Origin of the sequence: Burkholderia sp. Ac-20349 (genome assembly GCF_017104865.1) — a bacterium.
In the GTDB taxonomy this organism is placed as follows: Bacteria; Pseudomonadota; Gammaproteobacteria; order Burkholderiales; family Burkholderiaceae; genus Burkholderia; species Burkholderia aenigmatica.
Genome location: NZ_JAAGPM010000045.1, coordinates 1 through 14,738, shown reverse-complemented (window position 1 = coordinate 14,738; position 14,738 = coordinate 1). Strand labels below are relative to the sequence as shown.

12 protein-coding genes and 1 pseudogene are annotated in these 14,738 nt (G+C 62.4%); 7 read left to right on the top strand and 6 right to left on the bottom strand.

Going from position 1 to position 14,738, the window contains the following annotated elements; genetic code table 11:
- Positions 1 to 38: 38 nt before the first annotated feature.
- Both G3N61_RS16755 and G3N61_RS16750 read right to left on the bottom strand, forming a co-directional pair.
- Positions 39 to 1,139 (bottom strand): ABC transporter substrate-binding protein, encoded by a 1,101-nt coding sequence (locus tag G3N61_RS16755; RefSeq protein WP_205823102.1) that lies wholly within the window; start codon positions 1,137 to 1,139, stop codon positions 39 to 41.
- Positions 1,140 to 1,357: 218 nt separating this feature from the next.
- The gene (locus G3N61_RS16750) at positions 1,358 to 2,845 is read right to left on the bottom strand and encodes a PLP-dependent aminotransferase family protein (protein WP_205823100.1); all 1,488 of its coding nucleotides are present in this window, start codon (positions 2,843 to 2,845) and stop codon (positions 1,358 to 1,360) included.
- Positions 2,846 to 2,947: 102 nt separating this feature from the next.
- Here G3N61_RS16750 and G3N61_RS16745 point away from each other — a divergent pair, with 102 nt between their 5' ends.
- The 6 genes from G3N61_RS16745 to G3N61_RS16720 all read left to right on the top strand — a co-directional run bounded on the left by G3N61_RS16745 (position 2,948) and on the right by G3N61_RS16720 (position 11,190).
- A complete protein-coding gene (locus G3N61_RS16745; RefSeq protein WP_205823098.1) occupies positions 2,948 to 4,186 on the top strand; it encodes a multidrug effflux MFS transporter in 1,239 nt (412 codons plus the stop codon).
- A gap of 124 nt (positions 4,187 to 4,310) precedes the next feature.
- Positions 4,311 to 4,991, top strand: coding sequence for a response regulator (locus G3N61_RS16740; protein ID WP_043183537.1), 681 nt, complete (start codon positions 4,311 to 4,313; stop codon positions 4,989 to 4,991).
- Between the two features lie 181 nt (positions 4,992 to 5,172).
- The gene (locus tag G3N61_RS16735) at positions 5,173 to 6,579 is read left to right on the top strand and encodes a sensor histidine kinase (protein WP_205823096.1); all 1,407 of its coding nucleotides are present in this window, start codon (positions 5,173 to 5,175) and stop codon (positions 6,577 to 6,579) included.
- 571 nt (positions 6,580 to 7,150) lie between these two features.
- Positions 7,151 to 9,757 (top strand): M23 family metallopeptidase, encoded by a 2,607-nt coding sequence (locus G3N61_RS16730; protein ID WP_205823094.1) that lies wholly within the window; start codon positions 7,151 to 7,153, stop codon positions 9,755 to 9,757.
- 2 nt (positions 9,758 to 9,759) lie between these two features.
- A complete protein-coding gene (locus G3N61_RS16725; RefSeq protein ID WP_205823092.1) occupies positions 9,760 to 10,425 on the top strand; it encodes a hypothetical protein in 666 nt (221 codons plus the stop codon).
- A 153-nt stretch (positions 10,426 to 10,578) separates the two neighbouring features.
- Positions 10,579 to 11,190 (top strand): hypothetical protein, encoded by a 612-nt coding sequence (locus G3N61_RS16720; protein ID WP_205823090.1) that lies wholly within the window; start codon positions 10,579 to 10,581, stop codon positions 11,188 to 11,190.
- Here G3N61_RS16720 and G3N61_RS16715 read toward each other — a convergent pair.
- On the bottom strand, positions 11,178 to 11,498 hold the full coding sequence (locus G3N61_RS16715) for a hypothetical protein (RefSeq protein ID WP_205823088.1): 321 nt from the start codon (positions 11,496 to 11,498) through the stop codon (positions 11,178 to 11,180). The genes G3N61_RS16720 and G3N61_RS16715 overlap by 13 nt on opposite strands.
- 59 nt (positions 11,499 to 11,557) lie before the next feature.
- On the opposite strand from G3N61_RS16715, the gene G3N61_RS16710 reads away from it, so the two are divergent.
- Positions 11,558 to 12,289, top strand: a complete 732-nt coding sequence (locus G3N61_RS16710) for a hypothetical protein (RefSeq protein ID WP_205823087.1) — start codon at positions 11,558 to 11,560, stop codon at positions 12,287 to 12,289.
- Positions 12,290 to 12,354: 65 nt separating this feature from the next.
- Here the strand turns inward: G3N61_RS16710 and G3N61_RS16705 are convergent, their stop codons facing one another.
- The 3 genes and pseudogenes from G3N61_RS16705 to G3N61_RS16695 form a co-directional block, all read right to left on the bottom strand.
- Positions 12,355 to 13,221: an MOSC N-terminal beta barrel domain-containing protein gene (locus G3N61_RS16705; protein ID WP_205823086.1), complete on the bottom strand. Its 867-nt coding sequence runs from the start codon at positions 13,219 to 13,221 to the stop codon at positions 12,355 to 12,357.
- An 88-nt stretch (positions 13,222 to 13,309) separates the two neighbouring features.
- Positions 13,310 to 14,263 (bottom strand): ABC transporter substrate-binding protein, encoded by a 954-nt coding sequence (locus tag G3N61_RS16700; protein WP_089453083.1) that lies wholly within the window; start codon positions 14,261 to 14,263, stop codon positions 13,310 to 13,312.
- A gap of 37 nt (positions 14,264 to 14,300) precedes the next feature.
- A pseudogene (locus tag G3N61_RS16695) lies at positions 14,301 to 14,738 on the bottom strand (cytochrome c); the annotation flags it as partial.

Sequence of the window (14,738 nt, the reverse complement as noted above, 5' to 3'; positions counted from 1 at the left end):
CCCGCGCCGTGTGCGGCGGGCGGCCGGCAGTCAGCGGATCAGCGCTTGATCGCCTGCTGCCATTGCTTCAGGAAAGCGAGGCGCTTCGACTGGTCGAGATAGACGAGCAGGCCGGTGCCGATCTGGATCGGCTTCAGCGAATCGCCGAGTTCCTTCGTGAGGCTCGCGGCCGACGTTTCGCCGGTCACGTCCGTACGGATCGCGTACAGGTTCGCCTGGTTCGCGATCAGCGTCTGGCCGCGCTTGGACAGCAGGTAGTCGACCCACAGCTTCGCGGCGTTCGGGTTCTTCGCCTTCTTCGAAATCGTGGCGAGACGGCTCACGACCTGCGTGTAGTCCTTCGGAAACACGTAGCCGATCGACTTGTCCTTCTTCGCCTTCGCATACGCATACGAACCGATGATGTTGTAGCCGATCAGGTTCTCGCCCGACGAGATCCGCTCCATCATCGCGCCCGTGCTCGACTGCAGCTTCGGGCCGGTCGCGCCGATCGCCTTCACGAGCTCCCACGTGACCTTTTCGTTCACGTGCGCGTCCTGCGTCAGGTAGTTGAAGCCGACGCCCGATTTCTCGATGTCGTAGGTCGTGACCTTGCCCTTGAACTTGTCGGCCTGCGTGGTCAGCAGCTTGATCAGGTCGGCACGCGTCTTCGGCACTTCGTTCTCGGGAATCAGGCGCTTGTTGTAGACGATCGCGAGCGGCTCGAACGTCGTGCCGTACGCCAGCTTCTGGTACTGCGCCCACTGCGGCACGTTCGCGCTTTCGGGCGAGTCGTACGGGGCCATCAGGCCGTCGTTGACGAGCTTGACCTGCAGGTCCATCGCCGAGCTCCACAGCACGTCGGCGCTGGTGCTGCTCGCTGCGTTCTCGCTGATGTAGCGGTTGTACAGCTCGGTGCTGTTCATGTCGTTGTACTCGACCTTCACGCCGTACAGGCTTTCGAAGTCCTTGATCAGCGGACGCACGAGGCCCGTGTCGGTCGTCGAGTAGACGATCAGCTTGCCTTCCTTCTTCGCGGCGTCGATCACGCCCTGGTAATTCCCCGGATACCCGGCCGGTACCTGCGCGGCGGCGCTGCCGGCGGCAGTGCCCAGAACGACCGCCAGCGCGGCGGCGAGGTGCTTCGGTGCAAACGGCATGTCTTCCTCCAGTTACGTCTAGGTGTTGTTCGAGTGGAGCGGATGTTAATTGCGGCGCACTTTCAGCCTGCTTTCATTTCGGTTCACAATCGTGTTCTTTGTGTCATGGATTTCCCGAGGTCGAAGCGGCGGCGGCCGCGCGTTTCGCGGCGCGCGGCACGATCTGGCATCGGAGGGAGGCGCGTTGCCGCGGGGCGCGGCAACGATGGCGAGGGCGGCTACGCGGGTTGCGCGAGAAGCTTGCCGAGGATCCGGCCGCCATGCCGCGCGTGCGCGGCCGTCAGCGCGGAATACCCGACGACGACGCCCGCGTCGCACCGGGCGCTTCGGCAGAATCCGCTGATCGGCTGCAATTCGACGCCGGCCGCCTGGGCCTGCGCGACGTACGCTGCGTCGTCCATCCCGGGCGGCAGCCACAGCACGAAATGAAAGCCCGCGTGTTCGCCGGACACCGTATATCGCCCGGCGGCGTGTTTCGCCAACTGGTCGAGCACGATGTCGCGCCGCTGGCGGTACGCGTGCCGTGCGGCGCGCAGATGTTTCGCAAAATCGCCGTGCGCGATGAAGCGGGCCAGCGCTAGCTGCGGCGCCACGCCGACCGAGCGCGCGGTCGCATGCCACACGGCCGACAGCGCCGGCCGCAGTTCCGCCGGCACGACCATGAAGCCGATGCGCAGCCCCGAGAACAGCGTCTTGTTGAACGAGCCGCAGTAGATCACGCGATCGCACGCGTCGAGCGATTTCAGCGCGGGCAGCGGGGCGGTCTGGTAGCTGAATTCGCCGTCGTAGTCGTCTTCGATGATCCACGCGCGGTTGCGCTGCGCCCAGTCGAGCAGTTCGAGCCGGCGCGACACCGACATCGTGACGCCGAGCGGCGCCTGATGGGCGGGCGTCACGTAGGCCGCACGCGCGCCGGGATGCCGATCGAGCGCCCCCGTGTCGATGCCTTCCCGATCGACCGGTACGCCGATCACGGTCGCGCCCGCGATCGTGAAAATCTGCCACGCCGACGCATAGCCGGGATCCTCCATCAACACCGTCGAGCCCGGCGCGAGCAGCGTGCGCGCGACGAGATCGATCGAATGGCGGATGCCGGTCGTGATGAAGATGTCCGCCGCGTCGCATGGGATGCCGCGGTATTCCCGCAGGTACGCGGCGATTTCATGGCGCAGGCTCTCGACGCCTTGCGCCGGCGTCGCCCCGAGGTCGTTCGCCGTCGCCGCAAGCAGGCTGGCCCCGAGCGCCTTCTTCCATTGCTGCATCGGCAGCAGGCCGGGATCGGCCAGCCGCGCGACGAACGGGACGCCCGGACGCACGCCTTGTTCTGGCACGGCGGTGTCGGTCGCGCGCGGCGGCGCGGGGCGCGGGTCGGAAGGGGGAAGTCCGTTGTCGCGCGATTGCGCGGCCGCGCGCAGATAGCTGTCCGGCACCACCGCGCAGACCCGCGACCCCGACCCTTGCGTGCGTGCGATGTAGCCCTCGGCGCACAGCCGGTCGTACGCCGCTTCGACGGTTCCCCGGGCGACACCCCAGCGTGCGGCGAGGGTGCGGCTGGACGGTAGCGGGCTGTCGCCGGGCAGCAGGCGTTTCAGGATCGCGTCGCGCAGCGTGTCGGCAATGCATTCCTGCTTCGACTGCGGACTGCCCGTGGACAGCCCGGCAGGGCACGGCAGATCGAGCGGAATCGCGGCTTTGCCTCGCGCCATAGTGGTCTAGTCAGTGTCGGATTTAATGGCCCTTCAGCTTATATCACTTTGACCTTAGATTGCTGTTGACCACATCAATCCGACCGGAGACGGGCTCACCGCATGAAAACGCGTTCATTACCCCAGTGGGGCTGGCTGTTCCTGTTGATGCTCGTCGTGTGCCTGCCGCGCGTCACGATCGATGCGTACCTGCCGTCGCTGCCGGCGATGGCGGACGCGCTGCACGGCACCGACGCTCAGTTGCAGCTCACGCTGACCCTCTACATGGTCGGCTATGCGCTGTCGATGCTGGTGTCGGGGCCGTTGTCCGACCGTTACGGCCGCCGTCCCGTCCTGCTCGGCGGCCTGTGCCTTTACGTGGTCGCGAGCGTCGCCTGCGCGTGGTCGACCAGCATCACGACGATCGTCGCCGCGCGCATCTTCCAGGCGTTGGGCGGCTGCAGCGGAACGGTGATCGGCCGCGTGATCGTGCGCGAGCGTTTCCCGACCGCGATGCAGGCCACGATGCTGGGGCGGATCTCGGCCGGCATGGCGCTGTCGCCGGTGATTGCGCCGCTGGCCGGCAGTGCGGTTGCCGAGTGGCTCGGATGGCGCGGCGTGTTCGGATGGCTGGCGGCGGGCGGGGTGGTCGCGACGGCGATGGTGCTGCGCTACCTGCCGGAGACCCGCGAAAGCGATGCGCGGCCGGCGCTGGGCGCGGGGCTTCTGCGGACGTACGCGAGCCTGCTGCGCGAGCGCCGTTTCCTGCGCTACTCGCTCGCCATCAGTTTCGCGTACTGCACGTACTACCCGTTCATCGCGGAATCGTCGACGCTGTTTCAGCGGCAACGCGGCGTATCGGGCCCGGTGTATGCCGCGATCTTCGGCCTGACCGTGCTCGGCTACCTGATCGGTTCGAACGTGTTCGCGCGGACCGGTACGCGCTGGAAGGCCGATTCAGTTATCGCGGCGGCGGCGGGCGTCAATCTGGCCGGCGCCGTCGCGTTGTGGATCGGCGGTGCGATCGCGCCGACGGCGGTGGCGGCGCTCGTCGTCCCGATGTTCTTCGTGATGGTTGCGGTCGGGATTGCGATCCCGGCCTGCCAGTTCGCGGTGATGCAGCCATACACGACGATCGCCGGGACGGCGTCCGGGCTGTTCTTCTTCATCCAGATGGCGATCACGGCCGCGTGCGGCGGCGTGCTGGCGTGGCTGTCGGACGGCACTGCGCGCCCGATGATCGTCGTGACGGTCGTCGCGAGCGTCGCGTTCGTGGCAGTGGCGGTCGGCCTGCGCGAGCGGCGGCGCGCAGGCGACGGGTCACGCTTCGCGACACGGAACCGGCCCGCCGCCGAACGCTGAGCGTTGGTCGGCCGGCCCGGCCGACGCGCGCTCGCGTCGGCGGCGCAACCGGTGTTTCCGCGAGGCGTCGGCATGGAAAGGATCATGTAATGTAGCGGCCTGTCGCTGACCTTACGGAATCCCCATGCGTGTGCTGCTCGTCGAAGACAATCCGAACCTCGCCCAGTCGCTGAACGACGCGCTGAGCGCGGCGCGCTTCGCGGTCGACCACATGGCGGACGGCGAGGCGGCCGACCACGTGCTGCGCACGCAGGATTACGCGCTCGTGATCCTCGATCTCGGGTTGCCGAAGCTCGACGGGCTGGAAGTGCTGCGGCGGCTGCGCGCGCGCCGCAATCCGGTGCCGGTGCTGATCCTGACCGCACACGGGTCGGTCGAGGATCGCGTGAAAGGGCTCGATCTCGGCGCCGACGACTATCTCGCGAAGCCGTTCGAACTGACCGAACTGGAGGCGCGCGCCCGCGCGCTGATCCGCCGCAGCCTCGGCCACGAACATTCACGGGTCGAATGCGGGCCGCTTTCGTACGACAGTATCGACCGCAGCTTCCAGCTCGCGGGCGAGCCGCTGTCGCTCACGCCGCGCGAGCGCTCGGTGCTCGAGGTGCTGATCCTGCGCAACGGCCGCGCGATCAACAAGGAAACGCTGTCGGAGAAGATCTTCGGGCTCGACGAGTCGGTCAATGCCGATGCGATCGAGATCTACGTGTACCGGCTGCGCAAGAAGCTTGAAAACACGGGCGTTGCGATCGTCACGCTGCGCGGGCTCGGTTATCTGCTCGAAGCGAAGGCGGAGGCGGCGGAATGAACCGCCTCCGCGCTCACGCTCTTTGCGCGGGGCCGATGTACGCGTTGACACGCTGCGCCGGATCGACACGTTCGCGGCCCGCCAACGATACGCCTGCCATTCACGGCCGACCGCGCGGGCACGGAGAAGCGCGCCCTGCACGCTCCGCCATGCTCCATGGGACGGGCCGGCGGGAGGCACGGTGACCCGCCCGAACCTGCGCACCCAGGTCGCGCTGTGGCTGCTGCTGCCGCTGCTCGGCCTGCTCGCGCTCGACTCGTGGCTCACGTACCAGCGCGCGATGAACGCCGCGCACGTCGCGTTCGACCGCACGCTGTCGTCGTCGCTGAAATCGATCCGCGAAGGCGTGCGGCTCAACGATGGCGAGATCGAGGTCGACCTGCCGTATCTCGCGCTCGAAATGCTCGAGTCGAGCGACGGCGGCAAGATCTACTACCTGATCCGCGAGGACAACGGCCACACGATCACCGGCTATCCGGACCTGCCGCTGCCGCAGGGGCGCGACGCGGGCGACGGCGCGCTGTTCGTCACGCGCTACTACGACGTCGTCTATCGCGGCGAGCAGTTGCGGATGGCCGCGTTGCGCATCCCGGTGCACGACGTGCCGACCGCGCAGTCGCGCATCGTGTGGGTGATGGTCGGCGAGACGATCGAGGCGCGTCAGGCGCTCGCACGCGAAATTCTGGTGGGATCGCTGCTGCAGGAAGGCTTGCTGGTCGTGCTGGCGCTCGGCATCGTGTGGCTCGGCGTCGGGCGCGGGCTGCGGCCGTTGAACCGGCTGTCGGCAACGGTCGCCGCGCGCAGCGAGGACGATACGACGCCGCTCGATACCGGCGCGATGCCGAGCGAACTCGCGCCGCTGGTCGAGTCGATCAACCAGTACATCGGCCGCACGCAGCGGATGCAGGTCGCACGGCGCCGTTTCTTCGCGGACGCGGCCCATCAACTGAAGACGCCGCTCGCGGCCGTGCAGGCCGGCGTCGAGCTCGCGCTGCGGCCCGACGAGCAGCCACGCGCGAACGGGCACCTGCGGCGCGCGAACGGCGCGGTGCGGCAGGCCGCGAAGATCGTCCAGCAACTGCTGTCGCTGTCGCGGCTCGATTCGGACAGCGGCCATGCGATCGCGCACAAGCCGGTCGCGCTGCACCGGCTCGCGCGCAGCGTGACGCTCGACTGGTCGCCGGTTGCACGCGCGCGCGACATCGATCTCGGTTTCGAGCACGAAGCCGACCTCGACGTGCACGGGCAGTCGGACCTGCTCGGCGAGATGATCGGCAACCTGATCGACAACGCGATTCGCTATGCGGGCGACCGCGCGGTGATCACGGTGCGCGTGTCGCGCGATGGCGAGCATGCGCGGCTCGATGTCATCGACAACGGGCCGGGCATTCCGGCGGACGAGCGCGATGCGGTGTTCGAGCGCTTCCATCGCGGCAGCAAGACGCAGACGGTGGAAGGGACGGGGCTTGGGCTGTCGATCGTGCGCGAGATCGCGCGCGTGCATCAGGGCAATGTGACGCTTGATGATGCGGCCGGTGGCGGGCTGGTTGTCACGATCCGGTTGCCGGTGGCTGATGGGAATGGCTGACGAGGTGCGTGGCCGGATCCGCTGAAGTTGGACTGCATTGAAACAGAATGGGCCTGAGCGCAATTGCAACGGCCATCTGAATTGAGTTGGTTCGCCGATTCAGGGGGAACTGACATTTCGCCTGCGCTGCCGGGAACGGCATTGTCAAATTCCGCGCGTCTTTGCCGGTTACTGGGTGCTCCAACCGGGGGCAGTTGCATGTCTATAATATTAGCAATCCATATTATTTGACGCGGATCCCGAATTTCGCCCGCATTGCAGGGTATTTCGGGTTCTTTAACACCCGCGTGTATGTCATCCGACGGAAAAATACACCTCGAAATTTCGGATTCGTCTCATGGACATTCTGCGCATCGGCGGCGAACCTCTCACTTCGCGCGGTTCGGGTAGCGCTATCACGCTGGGCGATAGCGGCATTACCTCAACGCTGCGCTAACGCAATTCAAACGTCGGATGGCTGGCGGAGTGCCTGTCACGGCAATCCCTTCGGTATTGATGGCCAACCGCTGGCCGATCAGGCGATTGCTCCCGACGACATGCCATTTTGCGAACTGAGTTTGTGGAGCCGCTCATGCTTATCAGCTTCCCCTTCCTGGGCACGCCTCAGCCGCGAACCGAGGACGACAGGAACGACGGAACCTTTGGCCTCGGTGAAAAGAGCGGCAAAGGCAGTTTCCCCGTTAGCCATCAGTTCGGTTGGCATGGCGGTGTGCATCTGGTCGCGCCAGGCCCCGACGCGAATCCGGAACCGGTGCGCGCCATTGCCGACGGCGAGGTCGTGTTTGCGCGTCCCTGCGCTGCCAAGCCGGAGCAGAACCCTACCGAGCAAGAGCGCGACGCTTACCCCTTGCTCTACTACGCAGGTTGGACCAGCAATGGTGTGGTGATCCTCAAGCACCAGACTGAAATCGGCGAGGGTGTCGAGGTCGTCTTCTATTCGATCTACCAGCACCTGAAGAGCGTGGCGATCAATTCGGCCACCAAGGCAGCGTGGGCGAAAGGCGACAAGATCTATCGCAAAGACCCGATTGGCCAAGCAGGTGAGATTTACGGTAGGCCAAACCGCATCCATTTCGAAATCGTTGCGGACAAAGCGAACGTAGAGAAGCTGATGGGCCGCAGCGAAGGCAAGCTGCAAGCCTCCGAGGGACGACGCAATTGCGTCTGGGGCGACATCCATATCGTGTTGCCTGCCGGTACGTCTATGTACGCGGTCAACCCGCGTACTGAAACCAGGAGCTACGTCGTGCGCGTCTTCGATTCCACCGTGGGTGCCGCCAACGATACGCTCGAAAGCGTCGCGCAACGGTTCAGTACGACGCGTGAGCGGATTCTTGCGCTGAACGGCAAGACTACGGTGCAGGCAGGCACTTGGTGGTCGAGAGTCTCAGGCTCGGAACAACATGCTTTGAAGAAGCCCGCGCCGACCATGCAGCAACGCACTATTCGCGTGCCGGCCGTCTACGGGGTGGCAGCCACCACGCCGCCTGACGACCTGACCGCCGAGGCATGGGCGCAATGGACCGTACGGCCCATCGGTCAAACGAAGGAGGTGCTTAACGTTGCGCTGAGCGAAGCGCGAGGCACCATCACTCTGACTACGCGTGACGCTGTGGGGGATCGACGTGGTGGCGTTGAAGAAGCAAAGGGCGGTTATAGCCTATACAAGACCGCGACAGACACGTATCCCGGATGCCCCAGTGCAGGCTACGAGATGCTGCGTTTCGGTCGAATCCTGGGGCCCGACGCGCCGGCCGCCACAGATCTGCATGAGGGCCGCATGCCGCATTTCCGCAAGATTGCTATTGGCGGTGGTGTCACAGGCTACGTGGATCTCAATCGTATCGGCGTGAAAGTCTACAGCGACGCAGACTTCCCGCACTGGCTGGGGTGGACATTCATCGATGACGATACCGACGGCAACAGCAGGTGCGATTCGACGCAACTGCTCGACATGATCGAGCCGATGTCGCCAACGCCCGGTGCCGACGCTGCCACCCAATACCGAAATCGGCTGATCCTTGCCTACGCCAAAACGCAGGCCGGTGAATTGCGTGACCGACTCACCTACTGTGTGGTCAAGATGCCCACCGAGTGGGCACGTGACGATTTCGACAAGCGCTGGGATTGGCTGAAAGGCACCGACGGCGAAAGTCCAATCGGCAACATCGTGTTCCCGATTTGCTTGGGCGATCCGGCCTACGAATGGCTCAAGCGCCACCATCAAGCGTTGGCGTTTTGGGAGGAGGCGGTAGAGAAAGGACTAACCCTGAAAGCGGAACATTATCATTTTCATCCGATGCAGTTTATTTATGTCTTTAAAAAAAGCGGATGGCTTAGCCCCGCTGAATTGAAGCAAGTGGTTCCAGCACGAGCTTTGCGAGGCCTGGGGCCAGGCGCATCCACTCAGATCGTGTATGAAAGTACGAGGGCACAGGCTGGACAGTTGGTTGAGACGAATCTTATCGAGTTGAATCGTGCCCTGAGAAAATACGGCATAAATACTCCCGAACGTATGGCTGCCTTTCTCGGAAATTCGGTGCCTGAAACGGCTTGGTTGCGAGTGATGCAAGAGGAGGACGCCGACAGTCGTTGGTATGCTCCTTGGATAGGGCGTGGTTTCCTTCAGCTTACCCATTCAAGCAACTATCTAGGCTATTGGCACTGGCGTGGGCGCGGGATTGATTCATCGATTGAAGTTAGACTGAGGCAGTCTCAGAAGCAAGCTGATACTCAACGAAGCAACCAACCACTGAAGGATATGGAGCGACAATTGCCTGTACAGATGCAGGGATGGCGCGAGGATGTGCGCCGAATTGCGTTTGATGCTGCCGATAGTTCTGGATACTACTGGAGCGTACACAAGGCAAACTATGAGGTGGATAAGGCTTCACCCAATATTCGTCGTTCGTTCACATTGCATATCACGAGTCAGCAGCGACGTAGTCAACCATTTGCATTCTATGAGAATGTGTCTTTTCGACGGGTGAGCTGCTTGATAAATCTGCCAGGTCATCTCGACCGCGATAACCCAAGGCTGAATGGTTTGGTGGATCGTTATCATGCTCACGCGTATGCGCAAGTATTATTGCTTGATCAGCCAGTATTTCCTAACGACAGTGGCGTGCGACAGTTCCTGCCTGAGGACTATCAAGTGAAAGGGGAGGCGCCGCGATAAATATGAAATACTTAATATGTAAGATCGTCTTCGGGCTGATTTTTTGTGCTAGTAATCGATATGTATTGGCGCATGATAAAAACAAGGAGGCGCTGGCCATTGCAGATCATTCTGATGTCATGCCTGCTGGCATGCAGCGCTATGTTATTTTTATGCGCGATTGCGCTATTGAATTTTTCGCAAAAAAAGGTGGAAATACTCGGACCTACATGGAAGGCGGTAGCTCCTACGCGGATTTTTCACTGAATCATCAGGCTGTGCAAAAATCGTTGAATTTTAGTTTAAATTGCCGTAAAGGGGCTGCAGCTGATCTTTGCTCGAAACTGTTGCCTGTTGAAGATTTTGAAAATATTCACTACTACAAGATACGTCGCCTGGAGAGGCTGCATCCGCTTTACTTTGGGGTTGCACAAATTTCGTCATTTCCTCTTAACAACTTTCGGCCCGGTCAGGTTCGGGAGCTGGATTTTTGTTTAGGGGATGGTTTACGTACGCTGCGTACCGACAGAGGAGGTATAGAGATCGGTTACGATTCTCGTGATATTTCTGAGACGGTGGGCAAAAGTCTTCAGAATTCCTCGGAGAGAGCTCTTCCCGAAGTGCTTGAAATCATTCGTTCGATCCACTTTGTGTCACCTGATGATGAGATGGATGGGGGTGTGATTTGATTCCGACGGGGGGTAATTTTATTGTGTGAATTAAAATCGCACGATATGTGGATAATTTATTTTGTTTTGAATAATTTCATGAGGGATTGTTTCTATAATATTCACGGTGCCGCGCTTCTTGTCGTGCTGTTGTCGGTGCTGTCGACCTCGTCCTTGGCTTCGAAGGGTTGCATACACGGCGATTCAAAAGAAGTTCACATAGCGCGATCAAAGGAAAATGGGTCGGTAGTCAAAATCGATTATTGTTGGAGGGGTGGTACCGGTGACGTTGTTATTGATTTGATAAATGATAAAATTCAGCAGAAGTATAAATTTATTGTTGATAATGAGGCGTATTCAATAGGTGTCAATTCATCTATCGATTTGACGGGCCAGGGTGGGCGTGATCTCGGAATAGCGAATGGAAAAGGAAGGTCTGGAGAAGGGATGTGGTACTGGATTTTTGACGGAAACTCAAGGTCATACAAATTTGTTGGAGAGGCGCCACTGCTTCGGAGATCAAAGGCAAAGAATGGGCCACTTTTTGCAATCGTAAGCGGTAGTGGGGATGTTCAGGCGACGCGCTATAGTTATCGAATCAAAGGAGGGAAATTGGCGGTGGTTGGTGCGATAAGCTTTACACCTGTCGATGATGCATATGACATTTCTTTGATGATCTGTGCTTCTGATATTCGGTGCGGGGAGGTCGGAAGGCTAAAAAATATTTCATCGGAGCGAGCACAGAAGTGCATGGAAGGAGTCGATGATTGCAATTATCTTAAATAGAAATCGAGAACAGGATCAGGTTTGCTTCCAGCTGAGTGGTCGATATCGACGTTAAGGTTTACAGCGACGCCGATTTCCCGCACTGGTTGGGATGGGCCTTTATCGATGACGACACTGAGGGCCACGGCCGTTGCGATTCGATGCAACTGCTTGACCTGATCGAGTCGATGACACCTGCATCCGGTGCAGAAGCGGAACGACCAATTCCGCAGGATGGGGCGGCGCCCGGTGTTGCCGTGATTGAAGCTGTCACCCGATACCGCAATCGGCTGATCCTTGCCTACGCCAAGACGCAGGCCGGCTTCCACGTGACCGACTCACCTACTGTGCGGTCAAGATGCCGACCGAGACTCCGCAGGAGGAGCACATGAGAATGCTTTTTTCTGCCGTCGTTGTCTTGATTGAATTGGTGCCTGCTTACACGAGCGGAGCAGCGTTGGACGACTCCAAACTTTCGGCACCCGAATTCGACAAACAGCGTGAGCTTCGAGGCGTAGGCTCTTGTCGCTTCACTATCGAAAGCCAATCTGGATTTGAGGAATATCGTCTTGGTTACGGGCGGGAGGAGTACGCAACGTATTTAACGCAGCTACCTGGTATTCGGTCGAATACTGCGATAACGCTGACACTTGGCTGTGCGAGTGACGACAACGGCGATGTCGATAGTGCCATGGCCCTAAACGATAACATCATCAAGTCCGCGCGAATCGGACATTGGTCGCTATCGAAGCGTGCTGCTCGACAGAGGGAGCCGAAGCTTGTCGTCACGAATGTGGCGAACGGAACTACCCGGGGCTACGTCTTGATGGCGATTCCAAACAAAATCGACTCGCAAGGCACCTTGGGCTTCTGCGTTACCGACCAACAACAGGTCTCATTCGGCGGTGCATCTCTGTCAGCTGTTGCACGGAAGGGAGAAAACATCGCTTGTGAATCTGATACAGGGGATCAGGCTCGTTCCTTCCCGGAGGCTTGGCGTAACACGATACTCGCAAGAACGACGTGTGCTTCCTCTGATTTTTCACTGTCCAATTGGTCGCGTGCAAACTCGACAGCAAGGATGGAAATCGAGCAAGTTCAACGTGCCTCACTGGTGTGAGGAATCATCGCCCGGCGTCGATCGCCGGGGCATTCGACCATTTCTTGAACATGTGAACGCCCGACTCAATCGCCGAACCCGATCTCCGCTTCCAGCGACTGGCCGACTTCGAGCCACGTGCCCGCGCCTTCGACGACGATCGCGTTGATGCCGAACGTCAGTTCGCCGTCGAAGTTCGGGTTCGCCCGATAGGTCTGCATCGTGTCGGTCGGCTCGTGCGGCCACGCCGGATCGGGCGCCCCGGTGACCTGGTCGATCGTCGGCATCGGGCAGCGCGTGCACAGCTTCACGAGACGCAGCCGCACGGGCGTCGTGCCTTCGGTGTCGAGATGTTCGACGAAATCCTCTTCGTACGCGGCGAGATCCGACACCACGATGTTCGGGCGGAAGCGGTTCATCGGAATCGCCGGCGCACCTTTCGCGGCGAGCCGCGCGTTCAGGTCGTCGAGCGACGACTGGCCGATCACGAGCAGCGGGTAGCCGTCCGCGAACTGCGTGTGCGTATCGATCTCGCCGGTCCACTTGCGATTGCAGCCGCGGCGCGCGTCGGGCCCGAAGCGCGCGAGCTTCGTGGGCATGCCGAGGAACTCGGTGAGCCACGCGGCCGTTTCGGCGCCCGTGTCGATCGCGTCGACGGTGTCGCGCCAGACGGTCGCGGCCATTTTCGGCGTGGCAGGCGATACGTCGCCGTCGAGCGGCGTGCGGATCTCGCGCATGCCCGGCGCGTTCAGCACGAGCGCATCGCTGTCGAGCACGGTGCGGATCAGCGCGAGGCGCGGGTGTGTGCGCTGCGTGATCATCTGACCGGCAGGGTCGGTGATCAGCCAGTGGCGGTCGTACGCCAGGCCCGTTTCGAGCAGTTGCGCGCGCGACAGCGCGATGCCGGCACAGGATTTGATCGGGTAGATGAAAAGTTCGGCGATGGCTGGCATGACGCTGGCTGAAGGCGGATGACGAGACTGCGATTGTGCCAGATCGCGCCGCAGCCGTTTGGACGGCTGCGCACCGTCGCGCGGCCGGTCATGCGAGCGGGAAGCCCGGATCGAACGTCGTGCGCACGTCGAGCGGCTGGCGCAATAGCCCCGCCTTCAGGTAGAAGTCGGCCGTGCGCTGTTGTTCGGCGATGACCGTCGCGTCGATCGGCAGCCAGCGCGTGTTGCGGCGCTCGAACTGCAGCCTGGCGGCTGCCGGCGGAATGCCGATGATGCGCGCGAGTGCCGCGGAATACGCGTCGACGTGCCGGTACGACCATGCCTGCGCGCGCACGACGCGCCGCAGGAAATCGTGCAGCACGTCGCGCTTCGACGCGATTGCCGCGTCGGTCGCCGCGATGTAGCTGAGGCCCGACCACAGTCCGCGGCCGTTGACGAGCACGCGCGCGCGGCCGCTGGTTTCGGCGAGTGCGGTATAGGGCTCCCAGGTCGCCCACGCGTCGATCGAGCCGGTTGCGAGCGCAAGCATCGTATCGGCCGGCGGCAGGAAGCGGAACGAGACGGCGTCGGGCGGCAGGCCGGCCGCGTCGAGCGCCTTCAGCGTGACGAAATGGCCGATCGAGCCGCGCGTCGTGCCGATCCGCTTGCCCTTCAGGTCGGCCGCGCCTTTCAGCGCCGCATCGGGCCGCACGAGCACCGCCGTGCCGTACGGATCGGAACGGTTCGCACCGATTACCTTGACGCGCGCACCCGACGCGAGCGCGAAGATCACCGGCGCGTCGCCGATCGGCCCGCAGTCGACGGCGGCTGCGTTCAGCGCTTCCGCGAGCGGTGCGGCGGCCGGGAACTCGGTCCACGCGATGTCGTATGGGAGGCCGCTCAGTTCGCCGGCCGCTTCGAGCAGGGCGCGCAGCCCGCCTTTCTGGTCGCCGGCGCGCAGCAGCGGCCGTGTGCCCGATTGCGCGCGCAGTGCGGCCGGGGCTGCGGCGATCGTGGCGAGGGCGCTCGCTTGTGCGAGGAAATGGCGTCGGGTCGGATTCATCGTGAAGTTCGGTTGAAAGAGACGGTCAGGGATTTACTCAATGCGGGAGCCCGGCCTGCACGTCGCGCACGGGTTCCGTGTCGACGCGCAGCAGCAGCGCGGTCAGCGGATCGCCGTTCGCTGCCGGTACGGCCGATCGTGCGGTGGCGTCCGAGCGGCACAGCAGGTCGGCATCCGACCAGCCGGCGCTGCCCGGCAGCGCGCGCGCCCGCAGCCAGCCACGGCGATCGGCGAGAAGCTGCGTGCCGCCGAACGCGTCCGGCGCCACGCCGGCGATCGTCGCGAAGGCGAGCCATGCATCGGGCGTCGACGCCACGCAATCGGCTCGCGCGGCGCCGGTCGCTTGCACCATGGGCGCACCGCGTGCCGTGACGAGCAAGGTTTGCCAGCGCGCATCTTCCGGCGGGGGCGTCGCGCCCGGCGCGAGCGCGACGATGCGCACGCGCTGGCCTTCGCGCCAGCGCTCGCGCGGGTA